Annotated in this window: 12 protein-coding genes; 3 read left to right on the plus strand and 9 right to left on the minus strand. The window is 54.4% G+C overall.

The genetic code is table 11. From position 1 onward, the window contains the following. Positions 1-4: 4 nt before the first annotated feature. From F6X61_RS02500 to F6X61_RS02515, 4 genes are read right to left on the minus strand one after another with little or no spacing between them, the layout of a single operon-like run. Positions 5-1,441, minus strand: coding sequence for a hypothetical protein (locus F6X61_RS02500; protein WP_153785231.1), 1,437 nt, complete (start codon positions 1,439-1,441; stop codon positions 5-7). Beyond that, positions 1,442-2,713 (minus strand): DotG/IcmE/VirB10 family protein, encoded by a 1,272-nt coding sequence (locus F6X61_RS02505; protein ID WP_153785232.1) that lies wholly within the window; start codon positions 2,711-2,713, stop codon positions 1,442-1,444. Further along, positions 2,713-3,696 (minus strand): DotH/IcmK family type IV secretion protein, encoded by a 984-nt coding sequence (locus tag F6X61_RS02510; protein WP_178125745.1) that lies wholly within the window; start codon positions 3,694-3,696, stop codon positions 2,713-2,715. The genes F6X61_RS02505 and F6X61_RS02510 overlap by 1 nt, the downstream gene beginning before the upstream one ends. Positions 3,697-3,713: 17 nt before the next feature. Next, positions 3,714-4,409: a DotI/IcmL family type IV secretion protein gene (locus tag F6X61_RS02515; RefSeq protein WP_178125746.1), complete on the minus strand. Its 696-nt coding sequence runs from the start codon at positions 4,407-4,409 to the stop codon at positions 3,714-3,716. A gap of 154 nt (positions 4,410-4,563) precedes the next feature. On the opposite strand from F6X61_RS02515, the gene F6X61_RS02520 reads away from it, so the two are divergent. Further along, a complete protein-coding gene (locus F6X61_RS02520) occupies positions 4,564-5,670 on the plus strand; it encodes a hypothetical protein (RefSeq protein ID WP_153785235.1) in 1,107 nt (368 codons plus the stop codon). A 29-nt stretch (positions 5,671-5,699) separates the two neighbouring features. Here the strand turns inward: F6X61_RS02520 and F6X61_RS02525 are convergent, their stop codons facing one another. Genes F6X61_RS02525 through F6X61_RS02545 form a run of 5 tightly spaced genes read right to left on the minus strand, consistent with a single transcriptional unit; the run spans position 5,700 to position 11,852 of the window. Further along, positions 5,700-8,483, minus strand: coding sequence for a hypothetical protein (locus tag F6X61_RS02525; protein WP_153785236.1), 2,784 nt, complete (start codon positions 8,481-8,483; stop codon positions 5,700-5,702). 7 nt (positions 8,484-8,490) lie between these two features. Then, complete coding sequence (locus F6X61_RS02530) at positions 8,491-9,651, minus strand: hypothetical protein (protein ID WP_153785237.1); 1,161 nt, start codon at positions 9,649-9,651, stop codon at positions 8,491-8,493. A 3-nt stretch (positions 9,652-9,654) separates the two neighbouring features. After that, positions 9,655-10,716, minus strand: a complete 1,062-nt coding sequence (locus tag F6X61_RS02535; protein WP_153785238.1) for a hypothetical protein — start codon at positions 10,714-10,716, stop codon at positions 9,655-9,657. Then, positions 10,706-11,347, minus strand: coding sequence for a hypothetical protein (locus tag F6X61_RS02540; protein WP_153785239.1), 642 nt, complete (start codon positions 11,345-11,347; stop codon positions 10,706-10,708). The genes F6X61_RS02535 and F6X61_RS02540 overlap by 11 nt, the downstream gene beginning before the upstream one ends. Next, positions 11,340-11,852: a hypothetical protein gene (locus F6X61_RS02545; RefSeq protein WP_153785240.1), complete on the minus strand. Its 513-nt coding sequence runs from the start codon at positions 11,850-11,852 to the stop codon at positions 11,340-11,342. Before F6X61_RS02545 ends, F6X61_RS02540 begins: the two co-directional genes overlap by 8 nt. A gap of 111 nt (positions 11,853-11,963) precedes the next feature. Here F6X61_RS02545 and F6X61_RS02550 point away from each other — a divergent pair, with 111 nt between their 5' ends. Continuing rightward, positions 11,964-12,509: a hypothetical protein gene (locus tag F6X61_RS02550; protein WP_153785241.1), complete on the plus strand. Its 546-nt coding sequence runs from the start codon at positions 11,964-11,966 to the stop codon at positions 12,507-12,509. Next, the gene (locus F6X61_RS02555; RefSeq protein WP_153785242.1) at positions 12,506-14,848 is read left to right on the plus strand and encodes a DotA/TraY family protein; all 2,343 of its coding nucleotides are present in this window, start codon (positions 12,506-12,508) and stop codon (positions 14,846-14,848) included. Before F6X61_RS02550 ends, F6X61_RS02555 begins: the two co-directional genes overlap by 4 nt. Positions 14,849-14,902 lie beyond the last annotated feature (54 nt).

Here is a 14,902-nt window from a genome sequence, read left to right on the forward strand (position 1 = left end):
GCGATTAACGCTGCACGATCTTGCCGCTGGTAGTGCAAATGACCCTGTTAGCAGGGTCAAACGAAATCACTGTGCCAAAACCGCGTACTTCGCTGTCCTTATTCACCATGATGCCAAGGCCATCGGCCTCGCGACGGATAAAGCCTGCTGCTGTTGATACGCCTTTCACGGCCCATACCTGAGAAATCGGCCCGTTACAGGAGGTCGTTGGACTTTTCGCTACCAAACGAACTGGCTCTTGCGGCTTCACAGCGGCAACCTGGGTTGGACGCGGGACTGCCTGCGACTTCGCTGGTACCGAGTTGCTGACCATCGACCCGCCCGTGAGCACAAGCTTGTCGTCTTTCTTTGTGCCTTTAGCCAGAGCAGCCATCGCCGCTTTCACTGCAGTTTTCGAGACATCCTCTATCTTCTGGTTGGTGGCTTTCTCGAAAACCGTCAGCTGGTTAGAGATGTTGTCCAACCGCAGTGCCATCGCAGAGGTTTTGCCCGCGTCATTTTTGACTTGCTGCTGAAGCGTCGCAAATTCATTCCGGAGCAGTTGTACAGCTTCAAGAAGCTTGACGACGTCAGCACTCGTCCGGTTCAGTTGTGCGCTAACTTCGCCGAAACGGGTGTCTGCCATTTGTGGTGCAGGGGCTGGCAACTGGTTGACCGGCTGTATCGATGCTTGAGCTGTGGCAGCCTGGCCAGTGTTGCTAGCAGCTGCAGCCATGTTGTCGTAGTAGACCTCTTCTTCCGTAAGAGGGGCGACGGCAGGCTGGGCTGCCCCAACAGCCTGAAGAGGCGCCTCGTGGCCTACCGGTTGCACCGACGGCTCAGGCTCGAGCTCAACCACAGACGGCTCAGGAACAAGCGCAGACTCTGCTGGGTAGGGTTGCCCTAATTGAGCCGTTTCCACGACTTGTCCCTGCAGCTGTTGCACTTGGACCCGCTGTTCGAACGGCCCACTCTGGTTGAACGTCTGGGGTTGCACCAGTGCAGTGGCAGGGCGAACCGCGGCCGTATCATTCGGAGACAAACGTACCACTAGTACGGTTCCACACAGCGCAACGGCTACTGTAGTCGCCAAGATGTGCCATTTGTACTTGGCCATAAGGCCGACGGCGGTCTCCTTGGCTGGTGCAACCTTTTCAGGTGTAGGTACAGTTTCAGCAGTGGACGCTCGCTGCGGGGGGGGTGGAGTAGCCTGGTGATGTTCAACCGGACGAACTTCGCTCACAGCATCTACGGCTGGTTCTCGCCGTTGTTGGTCGTGGCCCAGTGAGTCAAAGCTCAGATCGAAATCGGGCTCATGGGTATCACCCAGGGTTGATTGTCCACCAACTGCTGGTTCCTGCGCTGGCGAAGTGTTGCCCCGAGAAAAGTCAGAGCGGAATTCATAGTCGTCAACAACAGAAAGCCCGTGTTCTTGTGGACTAGGGTTTGATGCGACAGTCATTTACTTATCTCCACAGACATCTGTCATGAACACAATCCCCATCTGGTCATTTACCTTCAGGCTGATCGTTGAGGGCCGATTAATACGATTTGTGAATACGTCACCCATGGACTCCCCGAGCGAACCGATCATCATCTTCAGCTCTCGTGCAGAGTCCTTGGTGGTGTTCTGGACTACGTTGTCACCAACAAAAACGGTTTCCGTATTTGTGTTACTTTGAGCAGCTTTGCCAACAGCCTTCATTGCAGCGCCAATACCCCACCAGCCGTATCGATACAGGGTGTGATTATCAACATCGCCGGCTACGGCATTTAGAGACGTTTCGAGATCAAGACCAATAGCCTTCACCGCCCGCGGGTCGGACTTGCCGACGAGGCTCTTGAACTCAACCCTGAGCCAATCTTCCTTTTTCTCGAAAGCACCAATCATTCGATGCAAACGAAGGGGGCCGTTGAGAATCTCTACGAATACTTCTCCGCCAATATCACTGTTCGCAGCAGTGATTGCTCTGGCTAAATACTGCCGACCAGCTCGGATAATCGGGTTAGCACACTGATCTGGCAGCTCACCATCCACCACTTTGCTACTTGTGCCCGGCGATCCATTGTTCGAGTAATTGCTCACGGTTTGGCGGGCACCAGAAGACTGAGGCGCAGCGTACGACCAGCTCACCGACCGATATTGAGGCGTTGCCTTCTCGGCATTCATCAACTCAGTCACCAGCGTTTTCATGTCTTGACTGTAGACAGCTTGTTTCGATGAGGTTGCTCTGTTGCTGTTTTGATGACCATCAGTTTCCGCTGTAGTAGCCCCTGACTCGCTCAGTTTCTCGGGATTTTTTAAGGAGCGGGCGCGCGGAAAGTGATCATCTGTACGCTCCTCCACGACGGCAATTGGATGAGCACTGGGATCGGTCTGCTGCTCAATCAGAAGTTGCTCGTTGTTAAAGCGATCAGCTTCCTGTTTAGAAAGTTCACTCGGCTGGCCATTTTTCACCGTCCTGGTAATACCGCCTGTAGCTGTTCCAGAGCCTATCACAGGTTTTTCTTCGGTAACTGTTCTGTAAACACTGAAAGCGGCAACTGCCGCGAGAGAAGAAACTACCCCGATGGCAACGACAGCACGTTTTTTATTCCGTGGATTGAAAATGCTTTTGACAGCCTTCCCGCCGGTCTCTGGCAATTCAAACTGAGTACCATTGTTAGAAATACGATCGTTCCGAGACGCACCAATGCTCTCAAGGTCCAGGTCATCAATTGCTTCATTGGTCATCAGTGGCCGCTCCCTTGAAGTGCTTCATCGAATATCTCTGCGGTCCTCGAAGGCTTGATACGGAGCGAGACCGTTTTCCCCTCCTCATTGGTTGCCCAGGCCACGGTTGTATATGGAATCTTGTAGGCCCTGTATCGGCCAAGAGCATGAGTCGCGCCCTGGACATCTGGGGAGAAGATAGCAAGCGGCGTCTGCAAGTAAATTGTCTTGTCCTTGAGCCAAGCCCTGGCCTCACCGCCTTCAACATCCATCTCTTTACTGTTGACCGGGCCGACGCCATAGAGCGCACTATTCAGGTCTGGGTCTGCCTTGGTGCCGATTTTTACTTCGTCGCCTCGGCCAACCGATTTTAGGTCAGTTTGAGGGCCAACCTCGTTAACCTTGATTGTCGCCATTTGATGAAACACGCCAGACTTGGCGATCATGACGATTTTTACCGGCGAGGCTCGCCCGACCAAATAGACGGTCATGTTGCCAGTTGCGCCAGTTACAAGCGCAGAGACATCGATAGAACCAGCCTGAGGGTCTTTAATATCAGGTTTTTCTGCTTGACCTTCTTCGCTTGCTCCACCGATAGCTCTTCGCACATCCACGGAGTCTTTCACGAAATCAGCGGTGGCCCTGATAGGCCATGGGTTGCCGTACGCGTCGACAAAGCTAATTGTCGTAGCGAGATTTTTGGCAATGAATATCTGGGGCACCCGAGAGTTGGGTTTTGCACCGATTTCAAAAACTTCATCCAGAGGCAGAAGCTCGCTAGCGATATCTTCATACATATCAACAATCGGGGTGCGCTTAGCTGCCTGGAAATCACCGATTATTTTACGTGCCTCTAGCACCTGTTGTGGGCTTGCCTGCAAAATGCCCTGAGTTGCCTCACCCAAGTCATCGATCAGCACGGTATTGTCCTGCGGCTCGGCAACGGCATTAGCGAATGAGCCGGACAAGACCAAAATACATGCAAAAGTCTTGCTAAATTTCATTGCTTTAAGACTCCGCATTACCGTGGCCTAACCACATAGCTTTCTACCCACAGGCCATCACCACGTATCAGGAAGGAGACGCGGCGGATTTTCATTGTCATCTCGACGTCAAGAGTGCCTCGTTGCCGACCATCAATGTTGACTCGATACGGTACCCGGACAATCCACTCCGAATAGCCTGCTCTGGGGTTGGTCTGCGCTTTCATGATGGAAGCTGTCGAGGTTACTGCGTAAATTGTCCCTTGATTTTCATTATTGAGATACTTAGTAAGCCCAACTTTTACCAAACTATCTTTGAAACTTTTCCGACCTCCGTCAGACAAGCAGAAGGAGTTGTTATTGATCGAGCTTTCCCAATCGACATATGAAAGCCTATAGATACTTTCTACACATTTTGAGCTCCACTCGAGAATCTGCTTCTCGTTGTAGATCGCTACGTTCAGTGCTGGAATCTCACGGAAGCGTCCATCCGGAGTCTCCCCGATGATTTTGACTTCTGGTTCCCTGTAGTACTGATAGGCGTTGCCGGCCATCGATCCAGCCAGAAGCACGAACAGCCCAGCAATCACACGGTTCTTGATTGTGCGACTGTCTTGCGCGGTCTCACCGCTTTCCAGCAAGGCGAGCATGCCATGCATGTCAAGCAGTGCGTCGACTTTCTCCTCAAGACCTCTCATCTTTGAGGAAGCATTCTGTTCTGCGTGATCAGCCACGTGTTTTCCTTCGATCCCAGGCATTAGGCCGGCAAATTTTCGGTATCCTAGCAGGATTGATTTGCTACGTGTAGTATCATTGAACGATGTTAAACCAATCGTCGACAGCTTCGGATTGGACCGTTAACCGTATCAGTGCACCGTGGAATCAAGCATGCAAACCAGATCATCACAGGCCGCCCCAACCTCAACCAGTAAGCGATATTTTTCCCTAGGGGGCATTGTCATCGTCTGCCTGCTGGCGGGAGGGCTCGCTACATACAAGTTCTTCCCCCCTGGCCAGCCTACGCCCCCCCTGCAGGGTGCAGGCGAAGCAGTGGTAGCCACCATTGCAACAGCAGAGCAATCTCAAGCTCCTGTGCCACCAGCCACGCCGGCGGATTCGATCCTTGAAAGCGTGGACACAAGCCTCATCAAGCGTTTACTGCCAAGCGCCAGGATCCGCGGTGTAGAGAAGCTGGACTTGGGGATGAACACCTGGATATGGGAGGTGGACATGCTTGCAGATGAGAGTAATCCTCAGACAGCAGGCTTCGTTTACTTATCGGCTGATGGCTCCAAGCTGCTGAATGGGCCACTTATGGACAAACGCAGCAAGATCGGTCTCACGCCACCGTCTGCACGGGCCCAGGCTGCACCGCCACCTTCGGCCTCATCGCTTCCCGCGCCTGCAGCAGCGAACATAGGGCAGCCAGCCCCTGATGAGCTCAACCAAAAGATCAATCGCGACATGGAGTCTCGGATTGCTACCGTCAGGCTGCAGCGCGAAGCCTTCCTGAGTGGGATAGAGCAGCTTCCTTACATCTCAAACACTCAAGGATCGACCCCGGTCTACGTCATGTTTGACCCGCTGTGCTCGATCTGCCACAAGCTTTACAAACAGCAGGAAAGCCTGGCCAGCGCCTACGACATCGATTTCCGCTGGATACCGGTATTCAACGACGAGAAGAGTTATCCCCTCGCTGGACTGCTACGTAAAACCTACGATCTCGACAAAGCGAAAGGCCTCGCCATGTTCGATGACATGATGACTGGCAGATGGAAGTCCGATGAACACCACGCCGAGATCGCCAGTCTGACCGAAGGCGATTATGGCCAGCTCGGCCCCGCAGCGGCCGTGTATTTGGAAGCCAACAAACTCATTCCTGGTTCGGGAACGCCCCTCGTCTTCTTCCGAAGTACCCAGGGTGAAGTGGTAATCATCGGGGGATTGCCGCTCGCAACAGACTGGGTGGCCCTTTCGAAGCCTCAAAAGTCCTAACCTCTTAGGGGCCAGCACATTCGCTGCCCCTATTTCTGTTGCAAGCGGTCGATAACCATACAAACCACTGCAGGTGTTCCAAGGTTCATTAGCGCATAAACGCTTTCGACAAATCGACGGACGCGGAAAAAAGTAGTTGGCGCCTGCACGGGTGGGGCTACTGGACTACAGATCCAGTTCACGAAGCGTTCAGCAGACCATGCACGCGCGTCTGTTGACCCCCTCCCCTCGACCGTGCCACGGCTTGCCACCATTGCCGTCTCCAGTAGTTCCCAGTCCGCGCCTTCAATCAGGTGTGCTTCACATGCATGCCAGGCCCACAACCAGTCAATGGCACCGGTTTCGGCGAAGCGATCAAGTATGTCGGCGGCTGCGCGCATGCCTGCGGAAGGTAACAGCTCGCTTAAGGCGCAGACCTTCAGCAATTCGTGCGAGATAACGGAAATCAGTACTTCAGTCTGGCGAGCCTCGCTGCATAACGGCGATGACGCTGCGACTGATCTTAAGCCCCTCACTGCAGCACCAGATGCAGCGCGTGGCCTCCATTGCAGGCTAGAAGAATACACTTCGCACGCCGTATAGTGCCGACCCACCACCTGATCTGCGCAGATCAACTCAACCGAATCGCGGAACCAAACCTCAACCTGGCGACTGCAGCTTCGCTCGAGCGGGCGCTGACTAGACTCGCACGCCCGCTTCATACCTAATACGAGGGCTCGGTAAGCCCTGATGGCCAACCTGTCCGCAGAACGGGGGGCACTAGGCAAACCATGCCACATGGCCAGGACGAGTTCCCTATGCAGACCGGAGCAAGCTCGCGCAAGACGGTTGAGATCGGACCTTGGCCAAAGATCTGCACGCCCAACGGTCAGTTCGTCTTGATCCAAGCTAACCGGCCCCTTATTCGCCGCCCCTCCTCCACGACTTTCAGCGTTACAGTCATGCCGGCCATCTAAGCTCTCCAGCCATTCGCTGTAGCTGGGGTCCGAGTAGCGGAGAGCGTCGATATGAAATCGAATGGCTGGCCGCATAACCTCCCGCCGTACACTCAATACCGTGCTGCGCGGTTGGACTAGTGCGGTCGGTGTCCATGGCACGCGTATCAACTCGGGCTCGCCGTCGTAGAGCGGCACAGAGATGATTACGCCCTGGTGCCCATGCACTGCATCGGCCGCAGTTTGAGCTAGAGCGTGGATGTCCAATCCTTGAAGATCGGGCAGGCCTTCAAGTTGGCTCGAAATCTCAGCCAACGTCCATCGCTGAAGATCGACTTGCTCTGCACTCCAGGTCGAATCAAGCGCGCCCTGGGCCCTGGGCAGCGTAGCGATCCGATCAAGTCGGCGGAGACCGGCGCTCACCTGCTGTTGATTGAATTCGCTCGCTCGGAGCTCATCACTCACATGATCAACCAGATGCTGAAGCGAGTCGTGGTAACTGACCTGCTCACTCTCCTCTCCACCAGATATAGAGTTTGAGCGTGAGAAGTGCACCATCACCGGCGCCATAGGCAGCAGTTCGTTTAATTCGCCTCGTAAGTACGATCGAATTGCATCCGAGCTTAGGACGGCGTCCTCGATCCAGCCTACGTCAAGTGCTCGCAACTCCCCACTTGCAACCGATATCACACAGGAGGCCAGTGAGTGCACCGGTTCCGCGAGCATCCACAGCAGTTGATCAATCTCATAGTCCGAAAGGGTTGCTCCTCGGCCCGACTCCCGCAAAGACTGTATGACAGCTACCGACCGATAGTTCTTCAACGCGGTCGCCATGTAGCCTTGATCACTGCCGTCAGCACGTCCGAGCAATGGGGCAAGCCTTCGTGCCTCCATCCCTTTGCGGGTAACAATTTCAAGGAGCTGCTCAGCTAGAGCAGGCAGCGCCGTTTGGAAGTCTGCGTCTGCGATCTCTCGGGAGATCCCCAGCGAGTGATACACACCATCACCTTCCGCAAAGAACAAACCAATTCGTCCATGCTCACAGCGGAGAACCACGCCACTGGTGCCGTAGTGCATGGTTGATAGGTTGTCCAAAATCTCTCTGCCCTCACCTGCCGCATGACCCTGCGGCAGCAGGCAAGCGATGTGTGTATCCCATAAACGCTTGGAACCACCCGCGGGCTTTAGTATCCCGGTAACAGAGAGGTTCTCGAGGTCGCCGTCCGGACGCGCAGTCCACGCTAGAGTGTCGCCCTGCCATAAAGGTCCGACTAGATATGAATGATCATCGCTACTCGATCCGGTCACGCTACTGAGCTTCTCACCGGCGAGCCCAATCAACTTGGAGCCACGGATCGCAGCGCTTGAGCATCCGCCTTCTACCAAGTGCACATGGCCCTGGCCGTGCCAACGGTCATCCAGCCCTTGGGCCGCCAACTTGCGCAACGCACGAGCAGGGGCTGTACTTTCGCCGGAAATCGCTGCTGACATGCAATCGGCAGCTTCCCAGACGGTTCCTACACCATGCCAGGCTAACTCGAGAAGTATGGCGTCCTGATTTCTACACCATAAGGCCTGAAGCTGGTTCGTCAGAATCGGTGAGACAGACGAAACTTCAGAGAGGCGGCGGCCGCCGCGAAGGAAGGAGTAGTCAAAACCTACCAGGGTGATGGCCGGACTAAGATCTTCAAACTCGCTTTGCGAAAGAGCCCCGAGCCTGTACCAGTCATCCCCACTTAAGCAGAAGCCAAGCTCTAGGAGCTTGGCCTTCCACCCTGCCGGTGCAGACTCGACAGCCACCACAATGGAAGCGCCAAAAACGATCGCGCGGAATTGTGCACAGCTGTGTCTCCCCCATACGTTTGGCATTCGAGTCATTTGGCAATCACATTCCTGGGCGCGGCCCTATGCCCAGCGTCTGGGTTGCGCGGCGGAATATAGACTTGATCAAATCTGCAAGCTGGCTGATTACGCTATTCAAACGATCAGCCACAGACTTGCCGCTCTGATCCTTCAACGCCTCCAGGACCTCTTTGTGGCGGTCTCGTACGTCACTGATGCGGTTTTGAATGTCGCTCTCGATCTGCTCGGGAGACAAGCCAGCACCGGATCCCACGACCGCAGCTTTCGAAGTTGAAGTTGACAGTGCACCCACAGAAGAAAGCAGCTTGTTGAAAAGGTCGCGATTTGCTGGCTCTTCCAAGAACTCCTGTACGAACTCATCGCGATGAGCCCCCTTCAAACCATGCAGGCCGGAACTGAGGCCATTGCCATTCAGCATTCCCACCACGTCTTCGATCTGCTGGGTATGACCATTCACCTCGGAGGTGATTTTGTTGTATCGATGCTGTTGCATAGCGTTGTTCGCCGCAGCACCACCGTTGCGAATGAGGTGTGCCAGTGCCGCCAGGCCGGCACCGCCCAGTAGACTCATGCCTTGCAGGAGACCAACTTCTACCCGCCCTGCATCGTGACCAGCTGGATTGAGATGGCTGCCAGGTGCCATTCCATTGAGAGGATCCTGGCCTAGTTGATGAGATGGCTGTTTCGCGCGCGCATCCTGGAGGGCCTCGGTGAGCTCGTCTTCGAACTCGGGTCCAGGCACCGAGTCGGCCGGCTTTTGCGAATCGCCAAACTGAGGACCAACACCGTCGTCAAGGTCAGCGAGCCCTTTGAACGCGAAGGGGTCATCCTCCACGGAGTCGGGTGCCGAAGCTGTGGTTTGTGCAGACTCTGGGTCGAGCTGGGGCTGCTCATCAGGAGCAGGCAGCGGCATTGCTTGATCGTCATCGAAGATGGCTGGGTCGAAATCGAAGTCCCCTTGCGGCGACGTGTTCTGGGATTCTGTATGACGCAACGATGCCTCAAGCAGGTCGTCGAAGCCCAACTCATCGATGCTGCCAATCGACGGCTCGATATTGAGATCCACTGTTTCCCCCTGAACATCGAAGCCCTGCCGTGAGTCAGCTATTGCAGCTCGAACTTCTGCAAGCTCATCATCCTCAGAGAAGTTTCGATGGTGGCGCACCTGAGTTTCTTCAGCCATAACTTACCTCGTCGTCATTCCGTCTTGGGACGCTTCGCGAATCTCTTTGAGCGCAGCGAGCATCATCTGTTTGCGAGAAATTTCATTTGCAATACCCTGCTGATGCAGGAGCTCAGCCAGCTCAAGCATGATTTCCTTGTTGACGGCCTCAGGGCTTGGGGAGGCCGTCATTTGGGTGATCCATCGCGGCGAAAGAGCTCTGTAGCTCGCGCCGAGCTTTTCAATCTGATAACTGGAAAGTTTTCCCGTCGACCAAAGCTTCCTTGTCTCGGAGTCCATCGCCTCAGTCATGTAATCAATCTGCTCTTTGAATGAGTCAGAACTGATGAGTTGAATTCGGCTAGCTTCATCTTCGTCGGTAATCGATTGAGCTGTAATAAGGCGTGTGTTCAGGGCGTAGCTTTGAGCAAGTTTCTCCTTCTCACCCTGAGAACCATTACTTTTGATCCGCTTAATATCCTCTTCAGACGGTAACTCAATCGGGAAAGGATTGATCGCCACGTCCTTCACTTTACGGTGAGCAGCAATAGCCGCTGCGTCATTCGGGATAGGTGATTGCGAAAGCAGGACTTCGGCTGGCTTGGATGCCTCATCACCTAATACATCGATGACATTCTTGATCGCATACTCTTTACGACTTTCACCTGGTGCAAGGTTGGCACCGCGTCCGTTGTAATCAGAGGTCTTTGCGACCAGCGCCTTGCGCAGCTGGCTAACTGAACCACCTGCAGCCGCTCGCACCGTCGCCGTGTTCTTCTGTGAGCATGCCAGCCGAGGCTTTGCGATGCTTGGATCCATGGCGTAAGCATTCTTGATGCGCTGCTCAGTGACGCCCTGCGCAGAGGCGATGGCTACATCGAAGCCACTCTGAGTTCTGAGCACATAGTCCTGCGCATTCAGTAAGGCCTCAGTCTGCATCCGGATGCCATCGAGAACCGCATGCGCAGCGTTATTGGTCGCCTCTTGGCAGTTGTAGCAGAACACTGGAATTCCCGTAGCGGAAGCATGTTCAGCCTGGAGCACGAGGAGGGAAGCAGCGATAAGCGTTAGTAATTTAGAGCCCATTGAGTGCGTCCTTCAATGCATTATCGACCGAGGATTGAACTCGCGGGACTCGGTTTTGAGTAGGGCTCGGCAACTGCGAGGCTGCTTTCCCAGTAGCTTCATTAGCAAGTTCTCTTGCTTTGTTGATTGCGGCTTTTTGAACCGCGTCGCTGACTACTTTCGAGAAATCATAGCGTTCGGTTTGAACTCCGCCCTCGCCAGTCGTGGCGCCAACGCCTACAGCGAACACACCATATGGATCGCTGATGTTGTAGTTGAGTTTCCCTACCACGCCGGCAATGAAGTCGTTTGCATATTTGCAGGCCATGTCGCGAAGCTTGGCAAAAATGGCACCCATTGCGCCGCCCACTGACGGAATCCGCAGCCTGATCAATGAGTCCAGCGTATCGAGAATCGGTAGGCAGCTGGCGTCTTTTACGTTCGGTGCGGTCTCAATTAAATTGGACAAAGGTTTCTGCAGATTTTTTTCATAAACCGCAACTGCCATTTTATCCATGTTCAGGCGGTTGGATTCCATCAACTCGTCGATTTCGCACGTCGAGTCTGCTGGATCAGCATCGGCGTAAACCATTGAAGGTTGCCCGACCAGTGAAACGACGATGAGTGTTGCGGCAACTGATCGTTTAAACATTCCGAGTCTCACGTATCGTTTGAAGGGTGCGAGAAATACTCGCTGCACGCTGCGAATCGAAAATCTTCGCCATCAATTCGCTTTTGTGAACCACCGTGACCCGCTCAAAAAATAGGTCTGCGAAAACTGCTCGATCGCCACCAAGCCGCCCCAAAGACACGACCAACCGGTTCACAAAATTCGGCATGCGTTCGTCCATGATTTCGAGGAAGCGGAAAAACCGGCTGGCATCAACCCATGCCAAAAGCTGTGAGAGCGAACTGGCGACGTCTAGATTCTGAAAGTGCTTGGCCGCCCCTTCTTGAGCAGAAAGCTCGATGAGCGCGGCGAGGGCCTCAACTAGCTTGTTATCGCCGCTCGCCTGGATCCAGGTCTCCTGGCTATCCATCCACGCCATCAATGCCTTGAGTGATTTGCCAAGCGCTTCCCAGCGCTGAGATACCACCGCGCTGTCCAAAATCCCGACGCCATGCAGCGTGGGCTGGGGCCTTGAGGGTTGATCCATGGGGTTCACCAGAAATAGTTTTGACTACGTGTAATATCTTTATACCATACAAGCTAGCGCTTGCCTAAGCAGCGTCTTGGGCGAAATTCGGTGTTTATAGGGGAAGAGATGATGAGCGATGACCAGGTAGCCGAGGACGCCTCGCAGGCCTCTGCAAGGGCGGATTTTGGGCGAAAAGATCAGCAGACTCAGGCCCCGACGGCACGGCAAGAACCGAGTTTCGCTCGCCGTGTCTTCTTCAACTGGTTCCTGGGTGTGGACGTATGGCGTCGGCAAGCACAACACTTGAGGCGCCGCGCCAGTTTCCCTTTATTACGGAAGATTTCAAAGGACGGTATAACTCACAACAAAGTTATTATCGCGACCGAATTGATCCACGATGACTATGTAGACAAGAGCATCATCGGCCATCGAGTTATCATGGCTTCCGCCGCTGCAGCCTTTTCCTACTCGTTTTATCTGCTCGCCAGGGGTATCACTTTGGCAATTGTGTTTGGACAAAGCTGGAACAGCTGGCTACTTGTCTCAATTCCGCTGGTGATTTTCACCGGATTCAGATTCATATTTAGCCACAAGGTGCATACTGCCTTCACCGCGGAGCGCGCGAGGCGTGCAGCAATGGTCATGCCAACGAATACCGAGGTGACTTCGCGATGACCTATCGGTCTGTTTACTACTGGAGCCTGGTGCTCTTGGGCCTGGGTCTGGCAATGGCCACCGCCAACGTGATGGCGGCAGACGGCTTCACGATCGAGCCGCTTGGGCAGTCCAGCGCTGGTTACGATTTTGGCCGCAAGATCATCAATTGGATCACGTATGGCGCCGAAACGGGCACGCACGGAGAGCGATCTCTGCTGTCGGTCGTGTCACTCACCTTGTGCACCATATCACTCGTAATGATGGCTGCTCTCTCTGTCTTGGGCGGTGTCACCTACGTCATCCAAACCGCCAACAAAGGCGTACCTGGCGGTCAAGTGGTATCGTCGTTCTGGATGCCACTGAGGATCAGCGTTGCTACCATCCTGATGGTTCCACTCGCGAGTGGCTTTTCGACAATTCAGTACGGGGTGACAGCGATCGCGATCGCCGGCAACGACCATGCAAATGTCCTAATGGAAAAAGGCTTGGACTATTTGTATGACTTCGGGGCATACCGCCCAATTTCGTTATTGAATGGCGAAGAGGTGATTTTCGGGTGGATCGGTTCCGAAGTATGCAAGCAGTACATAAATGCGTACACCAATACCGACACTATTCAATTCAAACAAGCCACCGTTGGCACGGTTGCCGAAGGCTTTAGTACGAAGTTCCAGTACTCCTACAAAGAGCCAGCTAGCTCATTTCGTGCCGCAAACGCAAGGTCTGAATACTGCGGCAGCATAAACGTCACCAGCCCAGCCAAAGGAGATATACCTGACAAGACTGGTCCAATGGACTTTGCCGATCATGAGAAAATCTCCTCAACCCTCGCATCGTCCTCACAACAGAAGCTCGTCGCTCTCGTTGCAGGCCTACAGCCTCAGGTTGCTAGAATTGCAGCGAAGATCATGGCCGATCAATCTTCACTTCAGGCAATGCAGTCCAGTGGGCAGAGCGCTCAATCAACCTTCGAATCGGCCCTCTCTGAGGCTCGCGGGCAGGCACCTGGCCTCAGTGGTGAGATCGGTCAACTGATCGCGACCTTCAATGATGGCCGGCAAGCAATCGTCGCCGCAGCTGTGAGCGAGGCAAACTCGTCGGCCAAAAAAGAGGGTGACTGGAAAACCCAGACCATCGATGCTGGCTGGCCAGCGCTTGGTACAGTCTTCTGGCAGATCTCGATCAACCAGCAGGAAATCAACAGCTTGTCGCAGTTGATGACCGTCAACACGATCGAACCCCAGATGGACACAGAATGGCTCGAGGACCAGCGCTTGCAGGAACTTTCCCAGCGTCTGCTGGCGGCGAAGAAGGCATATGGCGCAAGCGGTACCAGCTTGTTGAAACAGTCGGCAGAGTCACTGAATCAGCCGATTCCGTCTCTATCTGCAATCGCCAGTGCCGGCGCAGAAGGCACTGACCTGCTTAGCTCCATGAAGATGGCGCTCTACGCAGGCCTGAGCAGCATTACCAAAAAAGCGCTTCAACGCAATTCGCCGGATGATTTGCTGGTCAACATCCAGTACATCGGCTCTGCCATCGGTACCGGCGCAGAGGTCATGTACATGTCGAAGGCTGCCACCATAACGGGTATGACCTTCGCAGCGAGCTCGATCGCCCAGGTCGGTGACATCGCCAAGTCAAACATTCTGGGGTTCATTACCCCAATTGGTTTGGGAGCTAACACTGTCGCCGCCGGCGGGAAAGTCACTCTAGCAGTGCTGGACTCGATTACTCAGTCACTCCTGCCAATGGTGGATACCATTCTGTCGATCTTGATCGGTATAGGCTTTATTGCAGGGGTGGTGCTGCCTACGATCCCACTGAGCATCTGGTTCATGGGGGTTATCTCCTGGATGCTCTTCTACATCGAGTGCCTGTTGATCAGCATGTTCTGGCTTGCAGCACACGGCACCGCAGATCGGGAGGGCTGGGGTACAGAGCACACCCGTCAGGGCTATATGCTCATGCTTGGCCTGTACTTGGCCCCAATCCTGCGTGTGGCAGGCTTCTTCGCAATTTTCATTGCCCTCAGACCCCTGTCGACCCTGGTGTCTTGGTTCTTCGACTATGTGAGTGGCGTGCTCGAATCAGGCTTCGTTTTCCTGTTCAGTTCGATCGGCGCGGTCGTGGTGTGCCTCATGTTTGGGTACTCAGCGATCGTGCGCGTTTTCGGCCTACCCTCCGAACTTTTCGAGCGAGGCCTGCGCTGGGTCAACGGCGGGCAAGAGGTAACTGGCGATAGCCACAACGAGGAAAAGGTCCGCGGTAACTTCATGGCATTCGTTGGTAAAGCCGAACACGCAGCGATGCGTGGAGGCCCCATTAAGCCGCCAACGCCACCAAAAGGCGGGTAGTGCAGAGCAGCAAAAAAGGGCCACTTGGGGCCCTTTTTTATCGAGTGTGTGAAA

This window comes from Pseudomonas sp. EMN2, from assembly GCF_009650555.1.
In the GTDB taxonomy this organism is placed as follows: Bacteria; Pseudomonadota; Gammaproteobacteria; order Pseudomonadales; family Pseudomonadaceae; genus Aquipseudomonas; species Aquipseudomonas sichuanensis.

Coding starts and splice junctions, on each gene's coding strand:
- F6X61_RS02500 (WP_153785231.1), bottom strand. CDS start 1,441: ATGACTGTCGCATCAAACCCTAGTCCACAAGAACACGGGCTTTCTGTT.
- F6X61_RS02505 (WP_153785232.1), bottom strand. CDS start 2,713: ATGACCAATGAAGCAATTGATGACCTGGACCTTGAGAGCATTGGTGCG.
- F6X61_RS02510 (WP_178125745.1), bottom strand. CDS start 3,696: ATGAAATTTAGCAAGACTTTTGCATGTATTTTGGTCTTGTCCGGCTCA.
- F6X61_RS02520 (WP_153785235.1), top strand. CDS start 4,564: ATGCAAACCAGATCATCACAGGCCGCCCCAACCTCAACCAGTAAGCGA.
- F6X61_RS02525 (WP_153785236.1), bottom strand. CDS start 8,483: ATGACTCGAATGCCAAACGTATGGGGGAGACACAGCTGTGCACAATTC.
- F6X61_RS02530 (WP_153785237.1), bottom strand. CDS start 9,651: ATGGCTGAAGAAACTCAGGTGCGCCACCATCGAAACTTCTCTGAGGAT.
- F6X61_RS02535 (WP_153785238.1), bottom strand. CDS start 10,716: ATGGGCTCTAAATTACTAACGCTTATCGCTGCTTCCCTCCTCGTGCTC.
- F6X61_RS02540 (WP_153785239.1), bottom strand. CDS start 11,347: ATGTTTAAACGATCAGTTGCCGCAACACTCATCGTCGTTTCACTGGTC.
- F6X61_RS02545 (WP_153785240.1), bottom strand. CDS start 11,852: ATGGATCAACCCTCAAGGCCCCAGCCCACGCTGCATGGCGTCGGGATT.
- F6X61_RS02550 (WP_153785241.1), top strand. CDS start 11,964: ATGAGCGATGACCAGGTAGCCGAGGACGCCTCGCAGGCCTCTGCAAGG.
- F6X61_RS02555 (WP_153785242.1), top strand. CDS start 12,506: ATGACCTATCGGTCTGTTTACTACTGGAGCCTGGTGCTCTTGGGCCTG.